The organism is Nocardioides sp. NBC_00850 (assembly GCF_045207335.1).
GTDB lineage: Bacteria > Actinomycetota > Actinomycetes > Propionibacteriales > Nocardioidaceae > Nocardioides.
This window is the reverse complement of record NZ_CP108845.1, coordinates 3,285,854-3,305,281: the sequence shown is the minus strand read 5'-3', so window position 1 is coordinate 3,305,281 and position 19,428 is coordinate 3,285,854. Positions and strand designations below refer to the sequence as shown.

The 19,428-nt window shown below is 71.3% G+C and carries 14 protein-coding genes; 6 read left to right on the top strand and 8 right to left on the bottom strand.

Annotated features, from left to right (window positions below; translation table 11 throughout):
- The first annotated feature begins 4 nt into the window (after nt 1-4).
- From OH802_RS16005 to OH802_RS15990, 4 genes are all read left to right on the top strand, one after another.
- The gene (locus OH802_RS16005) at nt 5-1,594 is read left to right on the top strand and encodes a succinic semialdehyde dehydrogenase (protein ID WP_406020029.1); all 1,590 of its coding nucleotides are present in this window, start codon (nt 5-7) and stop codon (nt 1,592-1,594) included.
- Entirely contained in the window at nt 1,591-3,129 is a 1,539-nt protein-coding gene (locus tag OH802_RS16000) for a class I adenylate-forming enzyme family protein (RefSeq protein ID WP_406020027.1), read from the top strand. Before OH802_RS16005 ends, OH802_RS16000 begins: the two co-directional genes overlap by 4 nt.
- Complete coding sequence (locus OH802_RS15995) at nt 3,126-3,956, top strand: SDR family oxidoreductase (protein WP_406020025.1); 831 nt, start codon at nt 3,126-3,128, stop codon at nt 3,954-3,956. The genes OH802_RS16000 and OH802_RS15995 overlap by 4 nt, the downstream gene beginning before the upstream one ends.
- Before the next feature lie 86 nt (nt 3,957-4,042).
- A complete protein-coding gene (locus OH802_RS15990) occupies nt 4,043-5,353 on the top strand; it encodes an APC family permease (protein WP_406020023.1) in 1,311 nt (436 codons plus the stop codon).
- On the opposite strand, the gene OH802_RS15985 is transcribed toward OH802_RS15990, so the two are convergent.
- Both OH802_RS15985 and OH802_RS15980 read right to left on the bottom strand, forming a co-directional pair.
- The gene (locus tag OH802_RS15985; protein ID WP_406020021.1) at nt 5,276-6,667 is read right to left on the bottom strand and encodes a PLP-dependent aminotransferase family protein; all 1,392 of its coding nucleotides are present in this window, start codon (nt 6,665-6,667) and stop codon (nt 5,276-5,278) included. The genes OH802_RS15990 and OH802_RS15985 overlap by 78 nt on opposite strands.
- A gap of 61 nt (nt 6,668-6,728) precedes the next feature.
- Complete coding sequence (locus OH802_RS15980) at nt 6,729-7,307, bottom strand: AAA family ATPase (protein ID WP_406020019.1); 579 nt, start codon at nt 7,305-7,307, stop codon at nt 6,729-6,731.
- Between the two features lie 50 nt (nt 7,308-7,357).
- Between OH802_RS15980 and OH802_RS15975 the strand changes: the two genes are divergently transcribed.
- Together OH802_RS15975 and OH802_RS15970 are read left to right on the top strand one after the other, a co-directional pair.
- Nucleotides 7,358-12,073 (top strand): DEAD/DEAH box helicase, encoded by a 4,716-nt coding sequence (locus tag OH802_RS15975; protein WP_406020015.1) that lies wholly within the window; start codon nt 7,358-7,360, stop codon nt 12,071-12,073.
- A 4-nt stretch (nt 12,074-12,077) separates the two neighbouring features.
- Nucleotides 12,078-12,830, top strand: coding sequence for a DNA-formamidopyrimidine glycosylase family protein (locus OH802_RS15970; RefSeq protein ID WP_406020013.1), 753 nt, complete (start codon nt 12,078-12,080; stop codon nt 12,828-12,830).
- Here OH802_RS15970 and OH802_RS15965 read toward each other — a convergent pair.
- The 6 genes from OH802_RS15965 to pgsA form a co-directional block, all read right to left on the bottom strand.
- Nucleotides 12,827-13,069, bottom strand: coding sequence for a hypothetical protein (locus tag OH802_RS15965; RefSeq protein WP_406020011.1), 243 nt, complete (start codon nt 13,067-13,069; stop codon nt 12,827-12,829). The two genes, OH802_RS15970 and OH802_RS15965, sit on opposite strands and share 4 nt — an antisense overlap.
- Nucleotides 13,070-13,182: 113 nt before the next feature.
- A complete protein-coding gene (locus OH802_RS15960) occupies nt 13,183-13,470 on the bottom strand; it encodes a helix-turn-helix domain-containing protein (RefSeq protein ID WP_406020009.1) in 288 nt (95 codons plus the stop codon).
- Between the two features lie 60 nt (nt 13,471-13,530).
- Entirely contained in the window at nt 13,531-14,016 is a 486-nt protein-coding gene (locus OH802_RS15955) for a CinA family protein (RefSeq protein ID WP_406020007.1), read from the bottom strand.
- A 19-nt stretch (nt 14,017-14,035) separates the two neighbouring features.
- Nucleotides 14,036-16,459 (bottom strand): beta-N-acetylglucosaminidase domain-containing protein, encoded by a 2,424-nt coding sequence (locus tag OH802_RS15950; protein WP_406020005.1) that lies wholly within the window; start codon nt 16,457-16,459, stop codon nt 14,036-14,038.
- Between the two features lie 122 nt (nt 16,460-16,581).
- A complete protein-coding gene (locus OH802_RS15945; protein WP_406020003.1) occupies nt 16,582-18,555 on the bottom strand; it encodes an ExeM/NucH family extracellular endonuclease in 1,974 nt (657 codons plus the stop codon).
- Nucleotides 18,556-18,709: 154 nt separating this feature from the next.
- Nucleotides 18,710-19,342 carry a CDP-diacylglycerol--glycerol-3-phosphate 3-phosphatidyltransferase gene (gene pgsA, locus OH802_RS15940; RefSeq protein ID WP_406020001.1) on the bottom strand — a complete coding sequence of 211 codons (633 nt, stop codon included), beginning with the start codon at nt 19,340-19,342 and terminating at the stop codon, nt 18,710-18,712.
- Nucleotides 19,343-19,428 lie beyond the last annotated feature (86 nt).

Sequence of the window (19,428 nt, the reverse complement as noted above, 5' to 3'; positions counted from 1 at the left end):
ATCGATGACCACGAAGACAGCGGAGGCCGAAAGCGTACGTCCCGGATGGATCGACGAGGCACGCCTCGCCTCCTGGACCCGATGGGTGGCCTGCCCGGTCTCCGGAGGTGACGGCACCCTGACCGCAGTCGCACCCTATGACGCCCAGCCGACCGTCCCGGTGCCTTCGGTGACCGCCGCGGACGTCGCCGAGGCCGCGGCCGCGGCGCGGGCCGCCCAGCCCGACTGGGCGACCCTGGCCTTCCAGGACCGTGCCGAGGTCATGCTCCGCTTCCACGACCTGCTGGTCGAGCGCCAGGACGAGGTGCTCGACCTGATCCAGTGGGAGATGGGCAAGGCCCGCTTCCACGCCTGGCAGGAGATCCTCCAGGTCGGCACGATCGCCCGCCACTACGCCCGGCGCGGTCCGGCGTACCTGGCCGACAAGCGCGTTCGCGGGGCGATCCCCGGCATCACCTCCGTGAAGGAGTTGCGGGTGCCGAAGAAGGTCGTCGGGATCATCTCGCCGTGGAACTACCCGCTCTATCTCGGGGTCGGCGACGCCATCCCGGCGCTGCTCGCGGGCGCGGCCGTGATCAGCAAGGCCGACCCGCAGGCGCCGCTGACGCTGCTGTGGGCGAGGGCGCTGATGGCCGAGGCTGGGCTCCCCGAGCACGTCTGGCAGGTCGTCGCCGGGCCGGGCGCGGCCACCGGTGAGGCGGTCATCGACAACGTCGACTACATCGCGTTCACCGGCTCGACGGCCACCGGGCGGATCGTCGCCCAGCGCGCCGCGGGCCGGCTGATCGGCGCCTCGCTCGAGCTCGGCGGGAAGAACCCGCTCATCGTCCGCCGCGACGCCGACCTCGCCCAGGCGGCTCGTGGCACGGTGATGGCGGCCTTCGCCAACACCGGCCAGATGTGCGTCCACATCGAGCGCGTGGTGGTGCACGAGGACGTCTACGACGCCTTCCGCCAGGCGCTGGTCGCCGAGACCGAGAACCAGGTGGTCGGGCAGACCTTCGACTACTCGGCCGACGTCGGGTCGCTGGCCTCGCAGGCGCAGCTCGACAAGGTCACCGCCCACGTCACCGACGCGGTCGCGAAGGGCGCGACCGTACTGGCCGGTGGCGAGCCGCTCGCCGAGGTCGGTCCGTACGCCTTCGCCCCGACGGTCCTGGAGGGCGTCACTTCCGAGATGGACCTGTGTCTCGGTGAGACCTTCGGACCGGTCGTCGCGCTCTATCGCGCCGACAGCGACGAGGAGGCCGTCCGGATCGCCAACCAGGGCGAGGCCGGGCTCTCGGCCAGCGTGTTCAGCAAGAACGTACGCGAGGCCGACATGATCGCTCGGCGCATCCGCGCGGGCGCGGTGAACATCAACGACGGCGCCGCCCTGGCGGCCGGGAGCATCGAGGCAGGGATGGGTGGCATGGGATCGAGCGGGCTCGGTCGTCGCCACGGCGCCGACGGGATCCGGAAGTTCACCGACGCCCAGACCGTCGCGGCCTCCCGAATGGGCCCGATCGGGCCGTTCAAGGGCCAGACGGTCGAGAAGTTCGTACAGCTCGGCAACGGACAGCTCAAGGCGCTGCGGAAGCTGGGCGTCCGATGAGTGCGCAGCCCGGCGAGCACAACCTGGCGGTGCTCGCCGAGGAGTCCTACGCCCGCCACGGCGACTATCCGATGGTCTTCTTCGAGGGCACCTGGCACTCGTCCAAGGAGATCGCCGAGCGGTCCGCGCGGGTCGCCGGCGGACTGCGCGGACTCGGGATCGAGCCCGGCGACCGGGTCGTGGTGCTCACCATGAACACCCCGGAGGTCTTCGTCAGCTACCGCGCCCTGTGGCGCCTCGGCGCGGTGGTGACGCCGGTGATCTTCCTGCAGACCCCGCCCGAGCTGCGGGACATCCTGGAGGACTCCGGAGCCAGGGCGGCCATCGTGACGCCCGAGCTGCTGCCGCTGGTGCAGGCTGCCGGCGAGGGTCTCGATCTCACCGTCGTCGTGGCCGGGGACGTCCCTGAGGGAACGGATGCGGTGGCGTACGAGAGCCTGGAGGGCGCCGACCCGATCGACATCGCCCCGCGCGGTGACGACGACCTCGCGGCGCTGCTCTACACCGGCGGCACCACCGGGCGGGCCAAGGGCGTCATGCTCAGCCACCGCGGGCTGTGGGAGTCCGGGCACGCCCTCCACCGGGTCGGGGAGAGCCAGGGCACGACACGGTGGCTGCTGCCGCTGCCGCTCTCCCATGCGTACGGCCTGATCGTGGTGATCAGCGGGATGCACTCGTCGCGTCCGCAGAGCTCCGTGCTGCAGCGGTGGTTCGACGCAAAGGGATGGCTCGAGCTCGCCCAGGAGCACCGGGTCGAGTCGAGCACGGTGGTCCCGTCGATGCTGCAGATGCTGCTCGACCAGCCCTACCAGGACTACGACCTGAGCTCGCTGCGCTCCTTCGGCAGCGGTGGCGCGCCGCTGCTGCCGGCGCTGCGGGAGAAGGCCGAGGAGGCCTTCGGCGTGACCATCCTGGAGGGCTACGGCTGCACGGAGTCGAGCGCGGTCATCGCCGCCTCGACCCTCGAGGAGTCGCGGCCCAGCAGCGTCGGCAAGCCGCTCGCGCACGCCGAGGTGATCATCGCCGGGCCGTCCGGTGAGCCGGTGCCGACCGGCGAGGAGGGCGAGATCTGGGTGCGTGGCCCCGGAGTCATGCAGGGCTACTGGAACGACCCTGCCCAGACCGCGGCCACCGTCGTCGACGGCTGGCTGCACACCGGCGACATCGGCCACTTCGACGCCGACGGCTACCTCTACGTCGACGACCGGATCAAGGACCTGATCATCCGCGGCGGCTTCAACGTCTTCCCCCGCGACGTCGAGGACGCGCTCCTCGCCCACGACGCCGTCACCGCCGCCGCGGTGGTCGGGCGCCCCGACGCTCAGCGAGGCGAGGAAGTGGTCGCGGCCGTCGCCCTCCATCCCGGTGCCCGCACCACCCCCGAGGAGCTGATCGCCTTCGTCAAGACGCGGCTCGCGCCGCACAAGTACCCCCGCGAGGTACTCATCCTCGACGCCATCCCCGTCACCAGCGTGGGCAAGACCGACAGAAAAGCCGTACGCAGCTTGGTCCGCACGACCGAAGGAGAGTCATGACACGCCAGATCGAGGGAACCGCCGTCATCGTCACCGGAGGCGCACGTGGCATCGGCCGCGCCACGGTCGAGCGGCTGGCCCGCGCCGGGGCCTCGGTCGCCGTCGGTGACCTGGACCCGGACCTGCTCGACGATGTGACCGCCGAGTTCGGGACGCGGGTGAAGGCCGCACATCTCGACGTCACCGACCCCGCCTCCTGGCGTACGTTCCTCGAGTCGGTCGAGGACCTGGGGCCGTGGGACGTGCTGGTCAACAACGCCGGGATCATGCCGCTCGGGTCGGTCCTGAAGGAGGAGGACGCGCTCACCCGGGCGATCTTCGAGGTCAACGTGCACGGTCCGATCAACGGGATCAAGGCGGTCGCCCCGGCGATGGTCGAGCGGGGCCAGGGCCACATCGTCAACGTCTCCTCGGCGGTCGGCCGGGTGCCGGTGCCGGACGCGGCGACCTACTCGGCCTCGAAGTTCGCCGTGGTCGGCTTCTCGGAGGCGCTGCGGATGGAGCTGGCGCCCTCCGGGGTCGACGTCTCGCTCATCCTGCCGGCGGTGGTGCAGACCGAGCTCGCCGACGGGGTGCCGCAGGCGAAGGGGATGAAGCCGGTCACTCCCGAGGACGTCGCGGCCGCGATCGAGTCGGTCATCCGCGAACCGCGGCCCGAGGTCTGGGTGCCCAACTGGACCCAGGCGCTGACCAAGATCACCCAGGCGATGCCGCGCCGGTTCCAGGACTTCGTCGACCGTGCCACCAACGCGTCCAACCTGCTCGCCGGCGTCGACCCGGCGGCACGGGCGGCGTATGAGAAGCGGGTGCGGCGCAACGTACGTTAGGCCGCATCGGCTCAGGAGATTGGCCCAGGAGATGAGGGCCTGATTGGCCGGGCGCGGAGGGCTCTGCGCTCACTAGCGTCACGCTCGTGAAGAACAACGGACTCTCCGTGCCCCAGGGCGCGGCTCTCACCCTCGGCGCGGTGCTCGGCACCGGTGTCATCTCCCTGCCCGCGCTGGCGGCGAGCGAGGCCGGACCGGCCTCGCTCGTGGCCTGGCTGGCGCTGATCGTGCTCTCGGTGCCGCTGGCGGCGACCTTCGCCGCGCTGGGGGCGCGGCATCCTGACGGCGGCGGGGTCGCGACGTACGCACGGCTCGCCTTCAACCAGCACGTCGCGACGATGGTCGGCTGGGCGTTCTACCTGACGATCGGCGTGGGGGCGCCGGTCGCGGCGGGGTTCGGCGGGGCGTACGTCGCCGACGCCTTCGGCGGGGGCCAGGGCATGTCGCTGGCGGCGACGGCGGGGATCATCGTGCTGGTCACCGCGATGAACTGGTTCGGGATCAAGGTGTCCGGAAGCGTTCAGCTGGCGATCGCCGGGGCGATCGCGGTGCTGCTCGCAGTGGCGGTCGTGGTGGCGCTGCCGCACGCCGAGCTGGCGCGACTGACGCCGTTCGCGCCGCACGGGTGGGGTTCGGTCGGCACCGCGGCGGCGATGTTGGTGTGGGCGTTCGCGGGGTGGGAGATCCTCTCGTCCCTCTCGGCCGACTATCGCGACCCGGCGCGCGACATCCGCAGGGCGACCGTCATCGCGCTGGTGGTCGTCACGGTGCTCTACCTCGGGATCGCCTTCGCCACGGTCGCCGCGCTCAAGTCCACCTCCGGTGCCGCGCCTCTGGCGGACCTGCTCGTGCTGGGCTTCGGGGAGCCCGCGCGGCCGGTAACGGCCGTGGTCGCCGTGCTGCTGACCATCGGGGCGATCAACGCCTACTTCGCCGGCGGCTCGCGGCTCGGGGCGTCGCTGGCCCGTGAGGGCGGACTGCCACGCGCCCTGGCCGCTCCGGCGTCCGCGATCCCGCGGCGATCGCTGCTCGCGATCTGTGCCGTGGCGCTCGGCACCATCGCGGTGACCTGGGCTGCGGACGCCTCGACGGACGCGGCGCTGCTGATGGCATCGGGGACGTTCTCGCTGCTCTACGTGGTGGGTGCGGCGGCCGCGCTGCGGCTGCTGCCGCGGGGCGGGCGTTCGTGGTGGGCCGCGGTCTGCTCGCTGGTCGCGGCGCTGCTCCTGCTGGGCCTCACCGGCGCCCACCTGCTCGGCCCGGTGCTCTGCGGCGGGGCCGGTCTGGTCTGGTCGCTGGCCACGTCACGTCGAGGCCGGTCACGCCCAGCCCGCGAGGTCGGCCAGCAGCTCGAGCCCGCGGGGCAGGCTGTCGGTCCGGACGGCTCCGTAGCCTAGGAAGAGCCCGTCGCGTCCAGGCAGCAGGCGATGAGCGGCGATCGTGTCCAGCGCCAGCCCCTCGGCCGCGGCACGCTCGGGCAGGTCGGCGGGGAGCTCCGCGTAGGCGGACAGGTGCAGTCCGGCGGCCGACGGGAGCACCTCGACCGGCCACGTGGAGAGGGTCTCGAGGAGGAGCGAGCGGCGCTCCGCGTACGTCTTGGACGCCCTGCGCACATGACGGGCGAGGAGGCCCTCCTCCAGGAAGCGGGCCAGGGCGGCCTGGGGCTGGACGGGGCCGAAGCCGTCAGTAAGCTGCTTGGCGGACAGCAGGCTGTCGACCAGCGAGCCCGGGGCGACCAGGTAGCCGGTGCGCAGGCTCGGCAGCAGCGACTTGGAGAAGGTCCCGACATAGATCACCCGGCCCTGGTCGTCGAGGGCGTGCAACGGCTCCAGGGGCCGCTCGGTGAACCGGAACTCGCTGTCGTAGTCGTCCTCCACGATGCCCGCATCGTGCGTGTTCGCGAAGGCGAGGAGGGCTCGGCGGCGTGGGAGGGAGAGGCGTACGCCGAGCGGAAACTGGTGGCTCGGGGTCGTATAGACCAGCCGGGCCTGCTCCGGGATCTCCTCGACGACCAGCCCTTCCTCGTCGACCGGGACCGGTACGACCCGGGCGCCGTGAGAGGCGAAGAGGTCGAGCGCGGACGGGTAGCCGGGATCCTCGACGGCGACGACGTCGCCCGGCTCCAGCAGGACGCGGGCGACGAGATCGAGCGCCTGCTGGGTGCCGCTGGTGACCACGATCTGCCCCGGGTCGGCCCGCACCCCACGGTGGTAGGCCACGGTGTGCGCCAGCGCTTCGCGCAGCCTCGGCAGACCGGCGGGCGAGGCGTAGGTGCCGGGGTTGTGGCCGCGTAGCCGCGACTCGGCCGCGAGGATCCGCCGCCAGGTGTCGAACGGGAAGAGCTCGGCATCGGGGATCCCCACCCGCAGGTCGTACGCCGGCACCGCCGCCTCCGCGCTCGTCGGCCGGGGCGCCCAGCGCCAGCCCGGGCGCGGGGTCAGCGACCCGGGGGCGTGGTCCTTTCGCTGCCGCGTGGTCTCCGCGACGTACGTCCCCGCGCCCACGCGCGACTCCAGGAACCCCTCCGCGACCAGCCGCTCATAGACCGTGGCGACCGTGTTCCGGGAGATGCCGAGGTCCTTGGCCAACGCGCGGCTCGCGGGGAGCCGGTCGCCCGCCTTCAACCTGCCGTCGCCGAGCGCGTCGCGCAGCGCCTGATAGAGCGACGCGGATCGTACTGCGCGGTCGGTCAGGTCAAGCGCGAGGTCCACAGCGGGATTGGACCACACCTGGGCGCCGAGCGCGCGTGGGTTTCAGGACAGCCGACACACATCATGGATTGGTCGGCAGTCCGAGGCGGGTGATGATCTCCTCGGCGGTCTCAGCCGCGGACAGGCGGGTGTTGTCGATCACGGTGTGCGGGAAGTGCAGAGGGAACGGCATCTCCGGGCCGGTCGAGAGCACATGGCGCTCGTTCCAGTCCACGGCGTTCGCCCTCGCCCACTCGGTGTCGCGCTTGGACGGCTTCGCGGCCAGCCGCTCCGGGGTGCCCTCGCGGCTCAGACGGGTCGGCATGTCGGCGTACAGCTCGACGCAGTCGACCTTCCCTCCCGCCTCGACCACGGGAGCAACCAGCTTGGTGACGGCCTGCGCGTCCTCGGGGAGCTCGAGCGCCCAGACGTAGGTGAAGATGAGGCCGGGGAGCTCGGAGGCCACCGCCTCCTCGATCACCCGTTGCCGGAACTCGGCCTTGAGCACTCCGAACGACGGCATCTCCCAGTCGAAGACCTCCAGCAGCGGCTCGATCGTGGCGTGGTTGTGGAAGAGGCGGTACGGCGTGCGTGCCGCGATCTCCCGGCCCACGCTCATCTTGCCGACCGCCGGTGGGCCGAAGAGGTTGATGAGATGCATGGGCTCAGTGTGGCCGCTGAGTGTCGGTGGTCGCGACTAGGTTTGTCCCCATGAGCCAACCAGATGGCTTCGGGCTCCGCTTCAGCGATACATCCCAGTCGTTGGCGCAGTTCAGCGACCCGACACGTACGTGGTTCGCGGCTGCCTTCGCGGCGCCGACCGCGGCTCAGGCCGGTGCCTGGGAGGCGATCGGGGCGGGGCGCAACGCGCTGGTGGTGGCGCCCACCGGGTCGGGGAAGACGCTGAGCGCGTTCCTGTGGTCGATCGACAAGCTGCTGAGCGAGCCGGTGCCCGAGAAGAAGCAGCGGTGCCGGGTGCTCTACATCTCCCCGCTCAAGGCGCTCGGCGTGGACGTCGAGCGCAACCTGCGCAGCCCCCTGGTGGGGATCCGGCAGACCGCCGAGAGGCTGGGCGTGGAGGCGCCCGAGGTGCGCGTCGGGGTGCGGTCCGGCGACACGACCGCGGCCGACCGGCGCAAGCTGACCACCACTCCCCCGGACATCCTGATCACCACGCCCGAGTCGCTCTTCCTGATGCTCACCAGCCAGGCCCGCGAGACGCTGCGCAGCGTCGAGACGGTGATCGTCGACGAGGTCCACGCGGTCGCGGCGACCAAGCGCGGCTCCCACCTGGCGCTGACCCTGGAGCGCCTCGACGCGCTCCTGGACAAGCCTGCGCAGCGGATCGGGCTCTCCGCGACCGTACGACCGCTGGAGGAGGTCGCGCGCTACCTCGGCGGCGCCCAGCCCGTCGAGATCGTCGCGCCACCCGCCGAGAAGCGCTGGGACCTCAGCGTCGTCGTGCCGGTCGAGGACATGACCGCGCCGAGCGCCTATGGCGAGGAGGAGGACGAGGACCCGCAGCGGGCCTCCTCGATCTGGCCCCACGTCGAGGAGCACGTCGCCGACCTCGTCACTGCCCACCGCTCCACCATCGTCTTCGCCAACTCGCGCCGGATCGCGGAGCGGCTGACCGCGCGGCTCAACGAGATCGCCTCCGACCGGGTCTTCCAGGCCGGGCCGCCGCCCGCCCAGGTGATGGCGCAGTCGGGGCAGTCGCACGGCGCGGCTCAGGTGATCGCGAAGGCTCACCACGGCAGCGTGTCGAAGGAGCAGCGCGCCCTGATCGAGGACGACCTCAAGTCCGGCCGGCTGCCGGCGGTGGTCGCGACCTCCAGCCTCGAGCTCGGCATCGACATGGGTGCGGTCGACCTCGTCGTCCAGATCGAGTCGCCGCCGAGCGTCGCCTCCGCACTTCAGCGCGTCGGGCGAGCCGGCCACCAGGTCGGCGAGGTGTCGCGCGGCGTGCTCTTCCCGAAGCATCGCGGCGACCTCGCCCAGACCGCGGTCAGCGTGCAGCGGATGCGGCAGGGCCTGATCGAGTCGATGAGCCTCCCGGCCAACCCTCTCGACGTACTCGCCCAGCAGATCGTCGCCGCCACGGCGCTGGACACCTGGGACGTCGACGAGCTGTTCACGCTGGTCAGGAGGACGGCGTCGTACGCCACCCTCCCCCGCTCCGCCTATGACGCCACTCTCGACCTGCTCGCCGGGCGCTATCCGAGCGAGGAGTTCGCCGAGCTGCGGCCGCGCATCGTGTGGGACCGGGTCGCCGGGACCGTGACCGGGCGTCCGGGAGCGCAGCGGTTGGCCGTCACCAGCGGTGGCACCATCCCCGACCGCGGGCTCTTCGGCGTCTACCTCGTCGGCGAAGGCACCGGAAGGCGCGTCGGCGAGCTCGACGAGGAGATGGTCTACGAGTCCCGGGTCGGCGACGTCTTCGCCCTCGGCGCGACGAGCTGGCGGATCGAGGACATCACTCACGACCGGGTGCTGGTGACCCCCGCTCCAGGCATCCCGGGACGCCTGCCGTTCTGGAAGGGCGACTCGCTCGGCCGGCCCGCGGAGCTCGGCGAGGCCGTCGGCGCCTACACCCGCGAGCTCGCCGCGCTGCCTGCGAAGAAGGCCGAGGCGCGAGCGCAGGAGGACGGCCTGGACGCCTACGCCGCCGCCAATCTGATCACCTACCTGCACGAACAGGCCGAGGCGACCAACGTCCTCCCCTCCGACAGCCACATCGTCGTCGAGCGCTTCCGCGACGAGCTGGGCGACTGGCGACTGGTGGTCCACTCCCCCTACGGCCGCCCGGTCCACGCACCGTGGGCGCTGGCGATCAACGCGCGGATCCGGGAGCGATACGGCGTCGACGGGCAGGCGATCGACAGCGACGACGGCATCGTGATCCGGCTGCCCGACACCGATGCCGAGGCGCCGACCGGCGAGATCATCGTCTTCGAGCCCGACGAGATCGAGGACCTGGTCACCACCGAGGTAGGCGGGTCGGCGCTGTTCGCCAGCCGCTTCCGCGAGTGCGCGGCGCGGGCCCTGCTCCTGCCCCGCCGCGACCCCGGCCGCCGCTCGCCGCTGTGGCAGCAGCGCCAGCGCTCCGCCGCCCTGCTCGAGGTCGCCTCGCAATACCCGAGCTTCCCGATCATTCTCGAGGCCGTACGCGAGTGCCTCCGCGACGTCTATGACCTCCCTTCCCTCGTCGGCCTCCTGCGCCGCATCGAGCGCCGCGAGATCTCGATCGTCGACGTCGCCACCCCGACCCCCTCGCCCTACGCCCAGTCGCTCCTCTTCGGCTACGTCGCCCAGTTCCTCTACGAGGGCGACTCGCCACTCGCCGAGCGCCGCGCCGCCGCCCTCACCCTCGACCAGGGCCTCCTCGCCGAGCTGCTCGGCCGCGCCGAGCTCCGCGAGCTCCTCGACCCCGAGGTCCTCGCCGAGGTCGAGTCCGAGCTCCAGCGCCTCGCCCCCGGCCGACGGGCCCGAGGCGCCGAAGGCATCACCGACGTCATCCGCACCATCGGCCCGCTGACCCTCGAGGAGATCACCGCCCGCACCGAGCACCCCGCTGGTCGGGGCCACTCCGTTCAGACCCCGAGGGAGAGCGAGCGTGCCGAGACCAACACAGTCGATCCGAGCGCCGACCGGGACCGTGTTGGTCTCGACACGGATTCGCTCGTTCCTCACGAATCCGGCTCGACCAGCGAGGGCAGTGGGGTCCCTGACTTGCTCGCAGATCTCGCTACGACGCGGCGGGTGGTCGAGGTGCGGGTTGCCGGGGAGGCTCGGTGGGCGGTGGTCGAGGATGTGGCCAGGCTCAGGGACGGGCTGGGGGTGGCGGTTCCTCCGGGCGTACCGTCGGCGTTCACCGAGCCCGTCGAAGACCCGGTCGGCGACCTGGTGTCTCGGTACGCGCGCTCACACGGTCCGTTCACGGCCGCCGACGTGGCCTCGCGGCTGGGGCTGGGCGAGGCGGTCGTCCGGCACACCCTGGCGCGCCTCTCGGCGCGCGGGCGGGTGCTCGACGGGGAGTTCCGGCCCGGTGGAAGCGGGCTGGAGTGGTGTGACGCCGACGTGCTCCGGATGCTGCGCCGACGCTCGCTGGCCCGGCTGCGCAAGGAGGTCGAGCCCGTCGAGCCGGCAGCGCTGGGCAGGTTCCTGCCGGCGTGGCAGAAGACATCCGTACGCAAGGGCGCGCTGCGCGGGGTCGACGGGGTGCTGAGCGTGGTCGACCAGCTCGCCGGCTGCCCGGTCCCGGCCAGCGCGCTGGAGAGCCTGATCCTGCCGGCCCGGGTGGTCGACTACGAGCCCGCTTTCCTCGACGAGCTGACCTCCGGCGGCGAGGTGCTCTGGGCCGGCCACGGCACCCTGCCCGGCACCGACGGCTGGGTCTCACTGCACCCGGCGGACACCGCCGAGCTGACCCTGCCATCGCCCGCCGAGATGCCGCCAGGACCGCTCGCCGGGCGGCTCCTCGAGGCCCTGGCGCCCGGCGGCGCCTGGTTCTTCCACCAGCTCGCCCGGACGCTGGTGGCCGACAGCGAGAAGACCCCGAGCGACGCCGACCTGAGCGCGGCGCTGTGGGATCTGGTCTGGTCGGGGCGGGTCAGCAACGACACCCTGCTGCCGCTGCGCGCGCTGACCCGTTCCGGCACGCCGTCGCACCGCTCCCGCCGGCCACCACCGCGCGCCCGCGGCGGGCGCTACACCGGCGGTGCGCGGATGCCGGCCCGGGCCGGTCTACCGGAGACGGCCGGGCGATGGACGATCCTGCCCGAGCCCGATCCCGATCCGACCAAGCGCGCCCACGCGGCCGCCGAGCGACTCCTGGACCGCCACGGTGTGGTCACCCGTGGGGCGGTGCAGTCCGAGCGCACCCCCGGAGGGTTCGCCGCCGTCTACAAGGTGCTCAGCGCGTTCGAGGACTCCGGCCGGGCCCGCCGGGGCTACTTCGTCGAGGGCCTGGGCGCGGCCCAGTTCGGCACCGCGGGCTCGGTCGATCGGCTGCGTACGTTCTCGCGGGTCGAGCCGGCCGACAAGCCGGTCGCCCTCGCGCTCGCCGCGACCGACCCTGCCAATCCCTACGGCGCGGCCCTCCCGTGGCCGGTCGCGGAGGAGGGCCACCGGCCCGGCCGCAAGGCGGGCGCGATCGTGGTGCTGGTCGACGGCGAGCTGGCGATGTACGTCGAGCGTGGCGGCCGCACCCTGCTGACCTGGTCCGAGGACCCCAACCTTCTCGAGCCCGGCGCCGAGGCGCTCGCCGAAGCCGTCCGGAGAGGCGCGCTGGGACGGCTCACCGTCGAGAAGGCGGACGGCGCCCCGCTGCTCGGCTCGGGAGACACCCCGCTGCGCCAGGCGCTTCAGTACGCCGGCTTCGTCGCCACTCCGCGCGGCCTGCGCCTGACCTCGCCGAGCAGGTGAGCGCGTGCCCGAGGGTGACGCGGTGCTCCGGACCGCCCGCAGGCTGGACAAGGGGCTGGCGGGGCAGGTGCTCACGCGTACGGACTTCCGGGTGCCGCAGCTGGCCACGGCGGACCTGTCCGGTGGCACCGTGCGCGGGACGCTGACCCGCGGCAAGCACCTGCTGACCCGGATCGACCACCGCACCGGCGAATGGACGCTGCACACCCACTTGAAGATGGAGGGATCCTGGCGGGTATTCGAGGCGGGCCGGCGCTGGCCGAAGCCCGGTTTCCAGGCACGCGTGGTCCTCCGCACCGAGAAGACCGAGGCGGTCGGCTTCCTCCTCGGCATCGTCGAGCTCGTCCCCCGCGACCAGGAGGAGCGACTGGTCGCCCACCTCGGCCCGGACATCCTCGCCGACGACTGGGACCCCGACGCAGCCGTCGAGCGCCTCGCCCGGCAACCCGAACGGCCACTCTTCGACGCGCTGCGCGACCAGACCAACCTCGCCGGGATCGGCACGATCTACGCCGCCGAGACCTGCTTCATCGCCGGGATCAACCCGCTGCGTACGGTCGCGGATGCCGGCGACAAGCTCCCCCGCATCCTCCAGCGCACCCGCGACCTGATGCAGGCCGACTGGTCACTCTCCCGGCAGATGTGGGTCTATGGCCGCCGGGCATGCCGACGCTGCGGCGGCACCGTGACCGTCGCCCGGGTCGGCCCTCCGGGCAAGGAGCGCCCGGCCTACTACTGCGCGAGCTGCCAGGCCTAGCGCCCGTGCAGCAGACGCAACCGGATCTGGGCGATCCGGACGCGGGTGTCACGCATGTGGCGGGCGACATGCGTCCGCTCGCCGGGAGCGACCGAGGTGAACTCGTCGCGAAGGATGTTCAGGGTCTCCTCCAGCCCGAAGAGCTCGGCCTCGAGCAGGTCGGGGGAATCCACGTCGCCCTCGAGACCCGGTGACGGCACCGTCAGGTCTGGAAGCTCGTTCTCGACTGCCATGGTCATCGCACCATCTCCCCATGAATGCGCGAGCCCGTGGTGGGCTCACATCGGCAAGGAGACGGAACGATCCGTGTTGAGACACGGGTGACGAAAACTCCCCCAGATTGGGGAGAGAATCAAGCCGCGGCGGCGTCGGCCGCGGCGCGGACCGGCATCCGGAGGATGGTGGCCTCTTCGGCGGCGACCGCGTGGGAGACGTCGCGAAGGACGTCGGAGAGAGCGACGTCGAGGGCGCTGCAGAGCGAGGCGAGGAGCTCGGAGGAGGCTTCCTTCTGGCCACGCTCGACCTCGGAGATGTAGCCGAGACTGACTCGCGCCTGCGCGGAGACCTCGCGCAGGGTCATCCCACGCTCCAGCCGCTGGGCACGAAGCACCTCGCCGAGAAGTCGACGGAAGAGCACCATTGCGGTCAGCCTCCTACAGTTCACAAGTCACCGACATCTGGGTGACGTCTTGCTCCAACGCTACCTGACCCTTCGATGTTCCCGCCGAAGTAGTCCGAGTAGTTCATCAACAGCGAACAAACACGTATCACGCTGGATCTCCATGCGCGAGCCCGACAGACCGAGACACGTCGTTGTTTCACCGTGCGGACCGGAAACGCCCACATACACCGTCCCGACGGGCTTTCCCTCCTGCTCCTCCGGCCCGGCCACGCCCGTGGTCGAGATTCCGTACGTCGCCCCCGACCGTTCCCGCGCCCCTGCGGCCATCGCCGCCGCGCACTCCGCGGAGACCACCCCGACAGTCTCGATCACCGAGACGGGGACACCCAGCAGGGTGTGCTTCAGCTCCGTCGCGTACGTCACGAAACCCCCGCGAAACGTCTTCGAGGCGCCAGGAGGGTCGGTGAGCAGCGCGGCCAGGCGGCCGGCGGTCAGGGACTCGGCGGTCGCCACGGTGGCACCGGCCTCCTGCAGAGCGCCGTTGAGCTCCTCGACTCGATTCATGCCACAGACAGTATCGACATCATCGAGCGCGGCCGAGGACCTGGACCTCGGCCATGTTGAGCTCGGTCGGGGTCGGCGAGGACAGCCAGACCCTGACGTACCTCCCCTTCGCGGGCAGCTCGATGTTCGTCGGTCGCCCGGCCTGGGCCGTCTCCTGGTGCGAGGTCACCGCGGGGTCGGCCTGCGCCTGGGCCAGGGTGGCAGGAAACGGCGAGTCCGAGACCAGGACGTGGTAGTCGCGGAGGCGTTCGGCGCAGCAGTCCAGCCGGTTGTAGATCTTGACCGTCTCGAGCGAGAAGGACGCACCGAGGTCGACCTGCCACCATGGCTGCGCCTCGCTACCGGAGGTGGTGCTGAAGTCGGAGGTGCTGCCGTTGACCGCCTTATCTGCGCCGTAGCTCGAGGACCAGTCCGAGATCTGGGTGGCCGCCTTGCCCTCGGAGATGTTGCGCAGTGGCGGCAGGCCCAGCCAGGAGTCGTGTTCAGCGGCGACGTCCTCGATGAAGGCGTCCAGCACGCCGTCACCGATCATGACCAGACCCTCGACCCGGTTCTTGCCAGGCTCGGAGCGAATCTGCGAGGCCTCCTCGGCCAACGCCTCCATCCGCGACCGCGCGGCCGCGGCGGCGCCCTTGTCGTCGCGGCGTACGGCGTCGAGCACCGCGAGCGCCTCACCCATCGCCTTCGCCCACAGGTCGGTGGCCTGCAGATGCCGGTCCGCGTCGGCGACGAACCCGTCCTCGACCCCGGCCCTGATGGTCTCGGGGGTGGAGGCCATCAGCCGCGCCGTGGGTCGCAGGCCCTTGATCGCGCTCTGCGGGCGAGCCGTCCACGTCTCCCAGAAGGCATCGATGCGCGCGGCGAGCTCGGGTGACTGCGGAAGCCACAGGTCCGGCCCGAAGGTCGGAGCCGCGTGATTGAGGTCGACGAACATCTCCACCGCCTCGGTCACCCGCGGATCGCCACCGGCGAGGTCGCGTGCGGCCTGGCGTGCGGAGGTCACCCGGTCCCAGCCGATGTCGTTCCAGGCGAAGTCCATCATCGTGAAGACGACCGGCTTGCTGGCGTACGCCTGGTTCATCGGGTTCGACACGATGCCGGCAAGATGCCCGGAGAGACCCGGTTCGCGATGGGCGTACGGGCCGAGGAGCAGCCGGCCTGCGGTCTGCCCGAAGTCGTTGACCGGGTAGTTGTCCCAGACGAACACCTTGCGGCCGAAGAGCTCGCGGGCCGCCGAGGCCTGGTCGACGGTGATCGCCGGGGGCACCACGTCCGTGCCGGTCCACATCACCTCGACCTCAGGGGCGAGATGCTCGCGCCAGGCCTGCTTGTAGGGCGTCTCGGTCAGGTCGCCGTACTGCGTCGGCACCGTCTGCAGCGGCTGGACCCCGTCGTGGGTCGCGACGAACGACTCCTGCAGCCAGCTCAGCAGCTCGGCCTGGGCACGACCGACGCTGGCCTGGGTCGCCTCCCCGTACGCCGCGGTGTCCTCCGCACAGTTGAACGAGAGCGCGATGTCGTCCAGCGGCAGCGAGAAGGCTCGGACCCCGATGTCGTACATCGCCTGGAACTTCTCCGTCAGCGCCGCCCGATCGCTCGTGCCGGTGTAGCAGACGGTGTTGCCGGGCGAGAGTGCGAAGGTGAACCGGACGTGGTTCGCGGTGGCCGCAGCCACGAGCTCGCGCAGCTCGGCCAGCTTCTCGGCCGGGTACGGCTCCCGCCAGCGCTCGCGGTGGTAGGGGTCGTCCTTGGGAGCGTAGATGTAGGTGTTGGCCTTGACCCGCCCGTAGAAGCCCAGCTGGTCGAGACGCTCGGCGTGGGTCCACGGCTTGCCGTAGAAGCCCTCGATGCTCCCGCGCAGCGGCATCCTCGGGGCGTCGCTCACCTCAGCGCCCGCGATCTTCCAATCGTCGGCGGCCGCCACGAAGAGCTGGCGCAGCGTCTGGGCGGCGTAGAACTGGCCCGCCCCGTCGCGCCCGGCCAGCGTCACCGTGCCGGCGCCGCCCGAGGAGGCGTCGGCCAGGACCGCGTAGCCCTCGGCATCGGCTGGGACCTCGACGTCACCGAGCCCATGACGTACGTCGCTGCGCTCCGCCGACCCGAGCAGCACCGTCAGCGGCGCCGTGCCGGTGACGTCGGTGACCACGTCCAGACGCGTCGCTCCGTGCTCACGCAACAACCGGCTGGTCAGCTCCTGAGCCGGGGCGTCGGTGTCGTCGCCGACGACGAGCTCGACCCGTTCGGGAACCGGCACGTCCGAACCTGCCCGGGCCACAGACCGCGGCGTCGGTGAGATCGTCGGGAGCGGGTGTGCCGCTGCGCTCGTCGGCGCCGTGTCGGCGCTGGCCGAGGCCGGCCCCAGGGGCGACATCGTGGCCGTGGCCGCCAGGGCCGCCGTGAGCCAAGCCGTGATCGTGACGGTTGTTCTCGAACGCTTACGCATGGCACGTCTCCCTCGCGAGAATGGGGTTCGCGAAGGACCTTAACCGATTTAGGTCAGTGCCCGAGCAAATTCTTCCTCAAGCGACCGGGCTCGGGGCCCCGCTCGCGGGGCCCCGAGCCCGGTCAGCCGGCGTTGCGCTGGAGCCCGACCACGACCGGGTCGTGGTCCGAGGAGCGGAACGGCGAGTCGGTGTGCAGGTCGGCACCGGTGTAGTTGTAGCGGCTGTACTCCATCAGCAGGGACTCACCAGAGTTGATCCCCCAGATGTCCGAGCCGGTGAAGCGGCGCTGGGCGTGCCGGTTGAGGAGCACGTGGTCGAGCGATCCGGCGAGACCCGAGAAGGAGTAGCTGTACTCGTCGTTGCCGCTGAGCGTCTCGGAGTCGGCGTAGCCGGCCTGGTAGAGGACCTGCATCGGGTCCTCCTGGGTGTAGGAGTTGAAGTCGCCGGCGAGCGCGACGTCGGCGACCCCGGTCTGGGAACGGATCGAGGAGACCCAGGAGACCAGCGCGGTGGCCTGGCGGACCCGCGACTCGTTGGAGGCGCCCTGGCCGTCGCCGGTGTCGCCGTCGCCCGGCCACGGGCCGGGCGAGCCCTTCGACTTGAAGTGGTTGACCACGAAGAAGAACGGCGCGCCGCCGTCGGCGGGCTTGAAGATCTGGCCGATGGGCTCGCGGGCGTTGCCGAAGGCCTGGTCGTCGCCGCTCTGGTCGCCCAGCGCGCGGGCCTCACCGATGCGGCGTACGGCCGAGCGCTTGTAGATGATCGCGTTGGTGATCACGTCGGCGCCGGACGCGTCGGGGAGCTCGGCCGAGGACGGGTTGGCCGTCCAGATCTTGCGCCCGGCGGCCGCGTTGAGCGCGGCGACCAGCGAGTTGGTCGCCTCGTCCGGGGTCTCGCCAAGGCGGGCGGAGTTCTCGATCTCCATCAGACCGACGACATCGGCGTCGAGCGCGTTGATCGCCGAGACGATCTTCGACTGCTGGCGACCGAAGTCGGCCGGGTCCCAGGCACCGCGCTGGTCGCAACCGCCGCTGACGTTGTTGCCGTCGCCGGCACGGTCCTTGAAGGCGGTGCAGCCACCGTCACCGACGTTGTCGTCGTTGGCGTCGCCGAGCGTGGTGAAGTAGTTGAGCACGTTGAAGGAGGCGATCCTCACGTCGGCACGGCGGCCGATCTTGCGCTCGTCGGGGGCGTCGGTGCGTACGTCTTCGAAGTCGGCCGGCCACGACGCCGGATCGGCGGTCGCGACCTGGGTCGGCTGGAAGCGGTAGGTCGGCGCCGAGGGCGAGCCGCCCTCGGAGAGGATCACCGGGCCGCGGAAGTCGACGGAGGCACCGACCACGACGGGCGCGGCGTTGGAGACGTAGGGGATCGTCCGGCTCGTCGGCGGGCGCAGCGTGGTCGAGGAGCCGTCGTCGAGCACGATCCCGCGAGCGGCGTTGTCGGCCTCGACGGCCTCGGCCTCGGCCGACCCGGGACGGGCCACCTCGGTCGGCTGGAGCAGCGGGTGGTCGCCCTGGGCGAGACCGAGCTCGCCGAAGTTCTCGACCCCGTAGGTGTTGCTCACCGTGACGTCGCCCTGGGGCGCGAAGAGCATGCCCTCCAGCGACTCCTTCTGGGCGGCGGTCGCCGGCCACTGCGACACGACCGGGTCGATCGACCCGGTGCCGTCGGTGACGATGTCGGCGGCCGTAGGCACCGAGATCTCGGTCAGCCCGGCGTACTCGGTCACCGCACCGGTCACGGTCACCGCGTCACCCGGCTCGACCGTGACGGCACCTGCCGAGCGGGGCTGGTAGACGAAGACCGCGTCGGAGGCGTCGTGGGACCCGAGGTCGAGCGACCCGCCCGTGCCCGGGGTCTGGAGGTAGAAGCCGAAGAAGCCGCCCGAGGGGTAGGCGGCGGTGACGATGCCGCTGGTCGTGACGGTCTCACCGACGAGCGGGCTGGCGGTGCCGGTGCCCTGGATGTCGGCGATGGTGACGGCCTCGGCCGTCGTGGCGGCGCGCGCGGTCGGGATGGCGACCGCTCCGAGGCCGGCGACGGCGGCCGTCAGGCCGACCACCGAACCGAGCACCTGACGTGCTGAGAACATGGATGACTCCCCGCATGGAAGTAGAAGGCGATGGGCGGTCTGCCCGATTCAGCACCGACCGAAACCACGCGACCATAACGCGGCGTACGCCCTCGCGGCGGGGATCTTGGATGAACGTCCGGTAACGGAGTTACAACTACCCGAAATTGGAGAACTACGAGGAGTGGAGCGCGGCGCGCTGCTTCCAGACGCCGTGGAAGAACTGGGCGCCCGACCACATCGTCAGCGCGACCGCGACCGCGAGGCAGATCTGGAAGGCGTAGAAGAGCAGCTCCCAGACCAGGGCGTCGCCGAAGGCACCGCCGTGGGCCGAACCGTGCGGCAGCGGAAGCAGCAGGCCGCCGAGGGCGACCGCCTGAACCGTGGTCTTGATCTTGCCGAGCTGGTCGGCGGCGATCACGATCTTCTTGAGCACCGAGAGGCGCAGCAGCGTGACGCTCCACTCGCGCAGCAGCACGATGATGGTCACCCACCACCAGATGTCGCCAACGATCGAGAGGCCGATGAAGGCCATCCCGGTGACCGCCTTGTCGGCGATCGGGTCGGCGATCTTGCCGAAGTCGGTGATCAGGTTGTGCTTGCGGGCCAGGTCACCGTCGATCTTGTCGGTGATCATCGCCAGCACGAAGATCACGAAGGAGACCCAGCGCAGCGTCGGGTTGTCGCCGCCGTCGGCCAGCAGCGCCCACGCGAAGAACGGCACCGCGAGGATCCGCAGCGTGGTCAGCGCGTTGGGTACGTTCCAGTTGCTCGTCTTCACGACAGCGTCGGCATTCTCGGCGTTCACGCAGCCACCTCCGTAGCGCAAGCGCCAGAATACGGACGCGGCTGCGTGATGACTTCATGGTTCGCTCGCTGGCGCTCGTTCACGGG

Coding starts and splice junctions, on each gene's coding strand:
- OH802_RS15975 (WP_406020015.1), top strand. CDS start 7,358: ATGAGCCAACCAGATGGCTTCGGGCTCCGCTTCAGCGATACATCCCAG.
- OH802_RS15995 (WP_406020025.1), top strand. CDS start 3,126: ATGACACGCCAGATCGAGGGAACCGCCGTCATCGTCACCGGAGGCGCA.
- OH802_RS15965 (WP_406020011.1), bottom strand. CDS start 13,069: ATGACCATGGCAGTCGAGAACGAGCTTCCAGACCTGACGGTGCCGTCA.
- OH802_RS16005 (WP_406020029.1), top strand. CDS start 5: ATGACCACGAAGACAGCGGAGGCCGAAAGCGTACGTCCCGGATGGATC.
- OH802_RS15960 (WP_406020009.1), bottom strand. CDS start 13,470: ATGGTGCTCTTCCGTCGACTTCTCGGCGAGGTGCTTCGTGCCCAGCGG.
- OH802_RS16000 (WP_406020027.1), top strand. CDS start 1,591: ATGAGTGCGCAGCCCGGCGAGCACAACCTGGCGGTGCTCGCCGAGGAG.
- OH802_RS15945 (WP_406020003.1), bottom strand. CDS start 18,555: ATGTTCTCAGCACGTCAGGTGCTCGGTTCGGTGGTCGGCCTGACGGCC.
- OH802_RS15980 (WP_406020019.1), bottom strand. CDS start 7,307: ATGCATCTCATCAACCTCTTCGGCCCACCGGCGGTCGGCAAGATGAGC.
- OH802_RS15950 (WP_406020005.1), bottom strand. CDS start 16,459: ATGCGTAAGCGTTCGAGAACAACCGTCACGATCACGGCTTGGCTCACG.
- OH802_RS15955 (WP_406020007.1), bottom strand. CDS start 14,016: ATGAATCGAGTCGAGGAGCTCAACGGCGCTCTGCAGGAGGCCGGTGCC.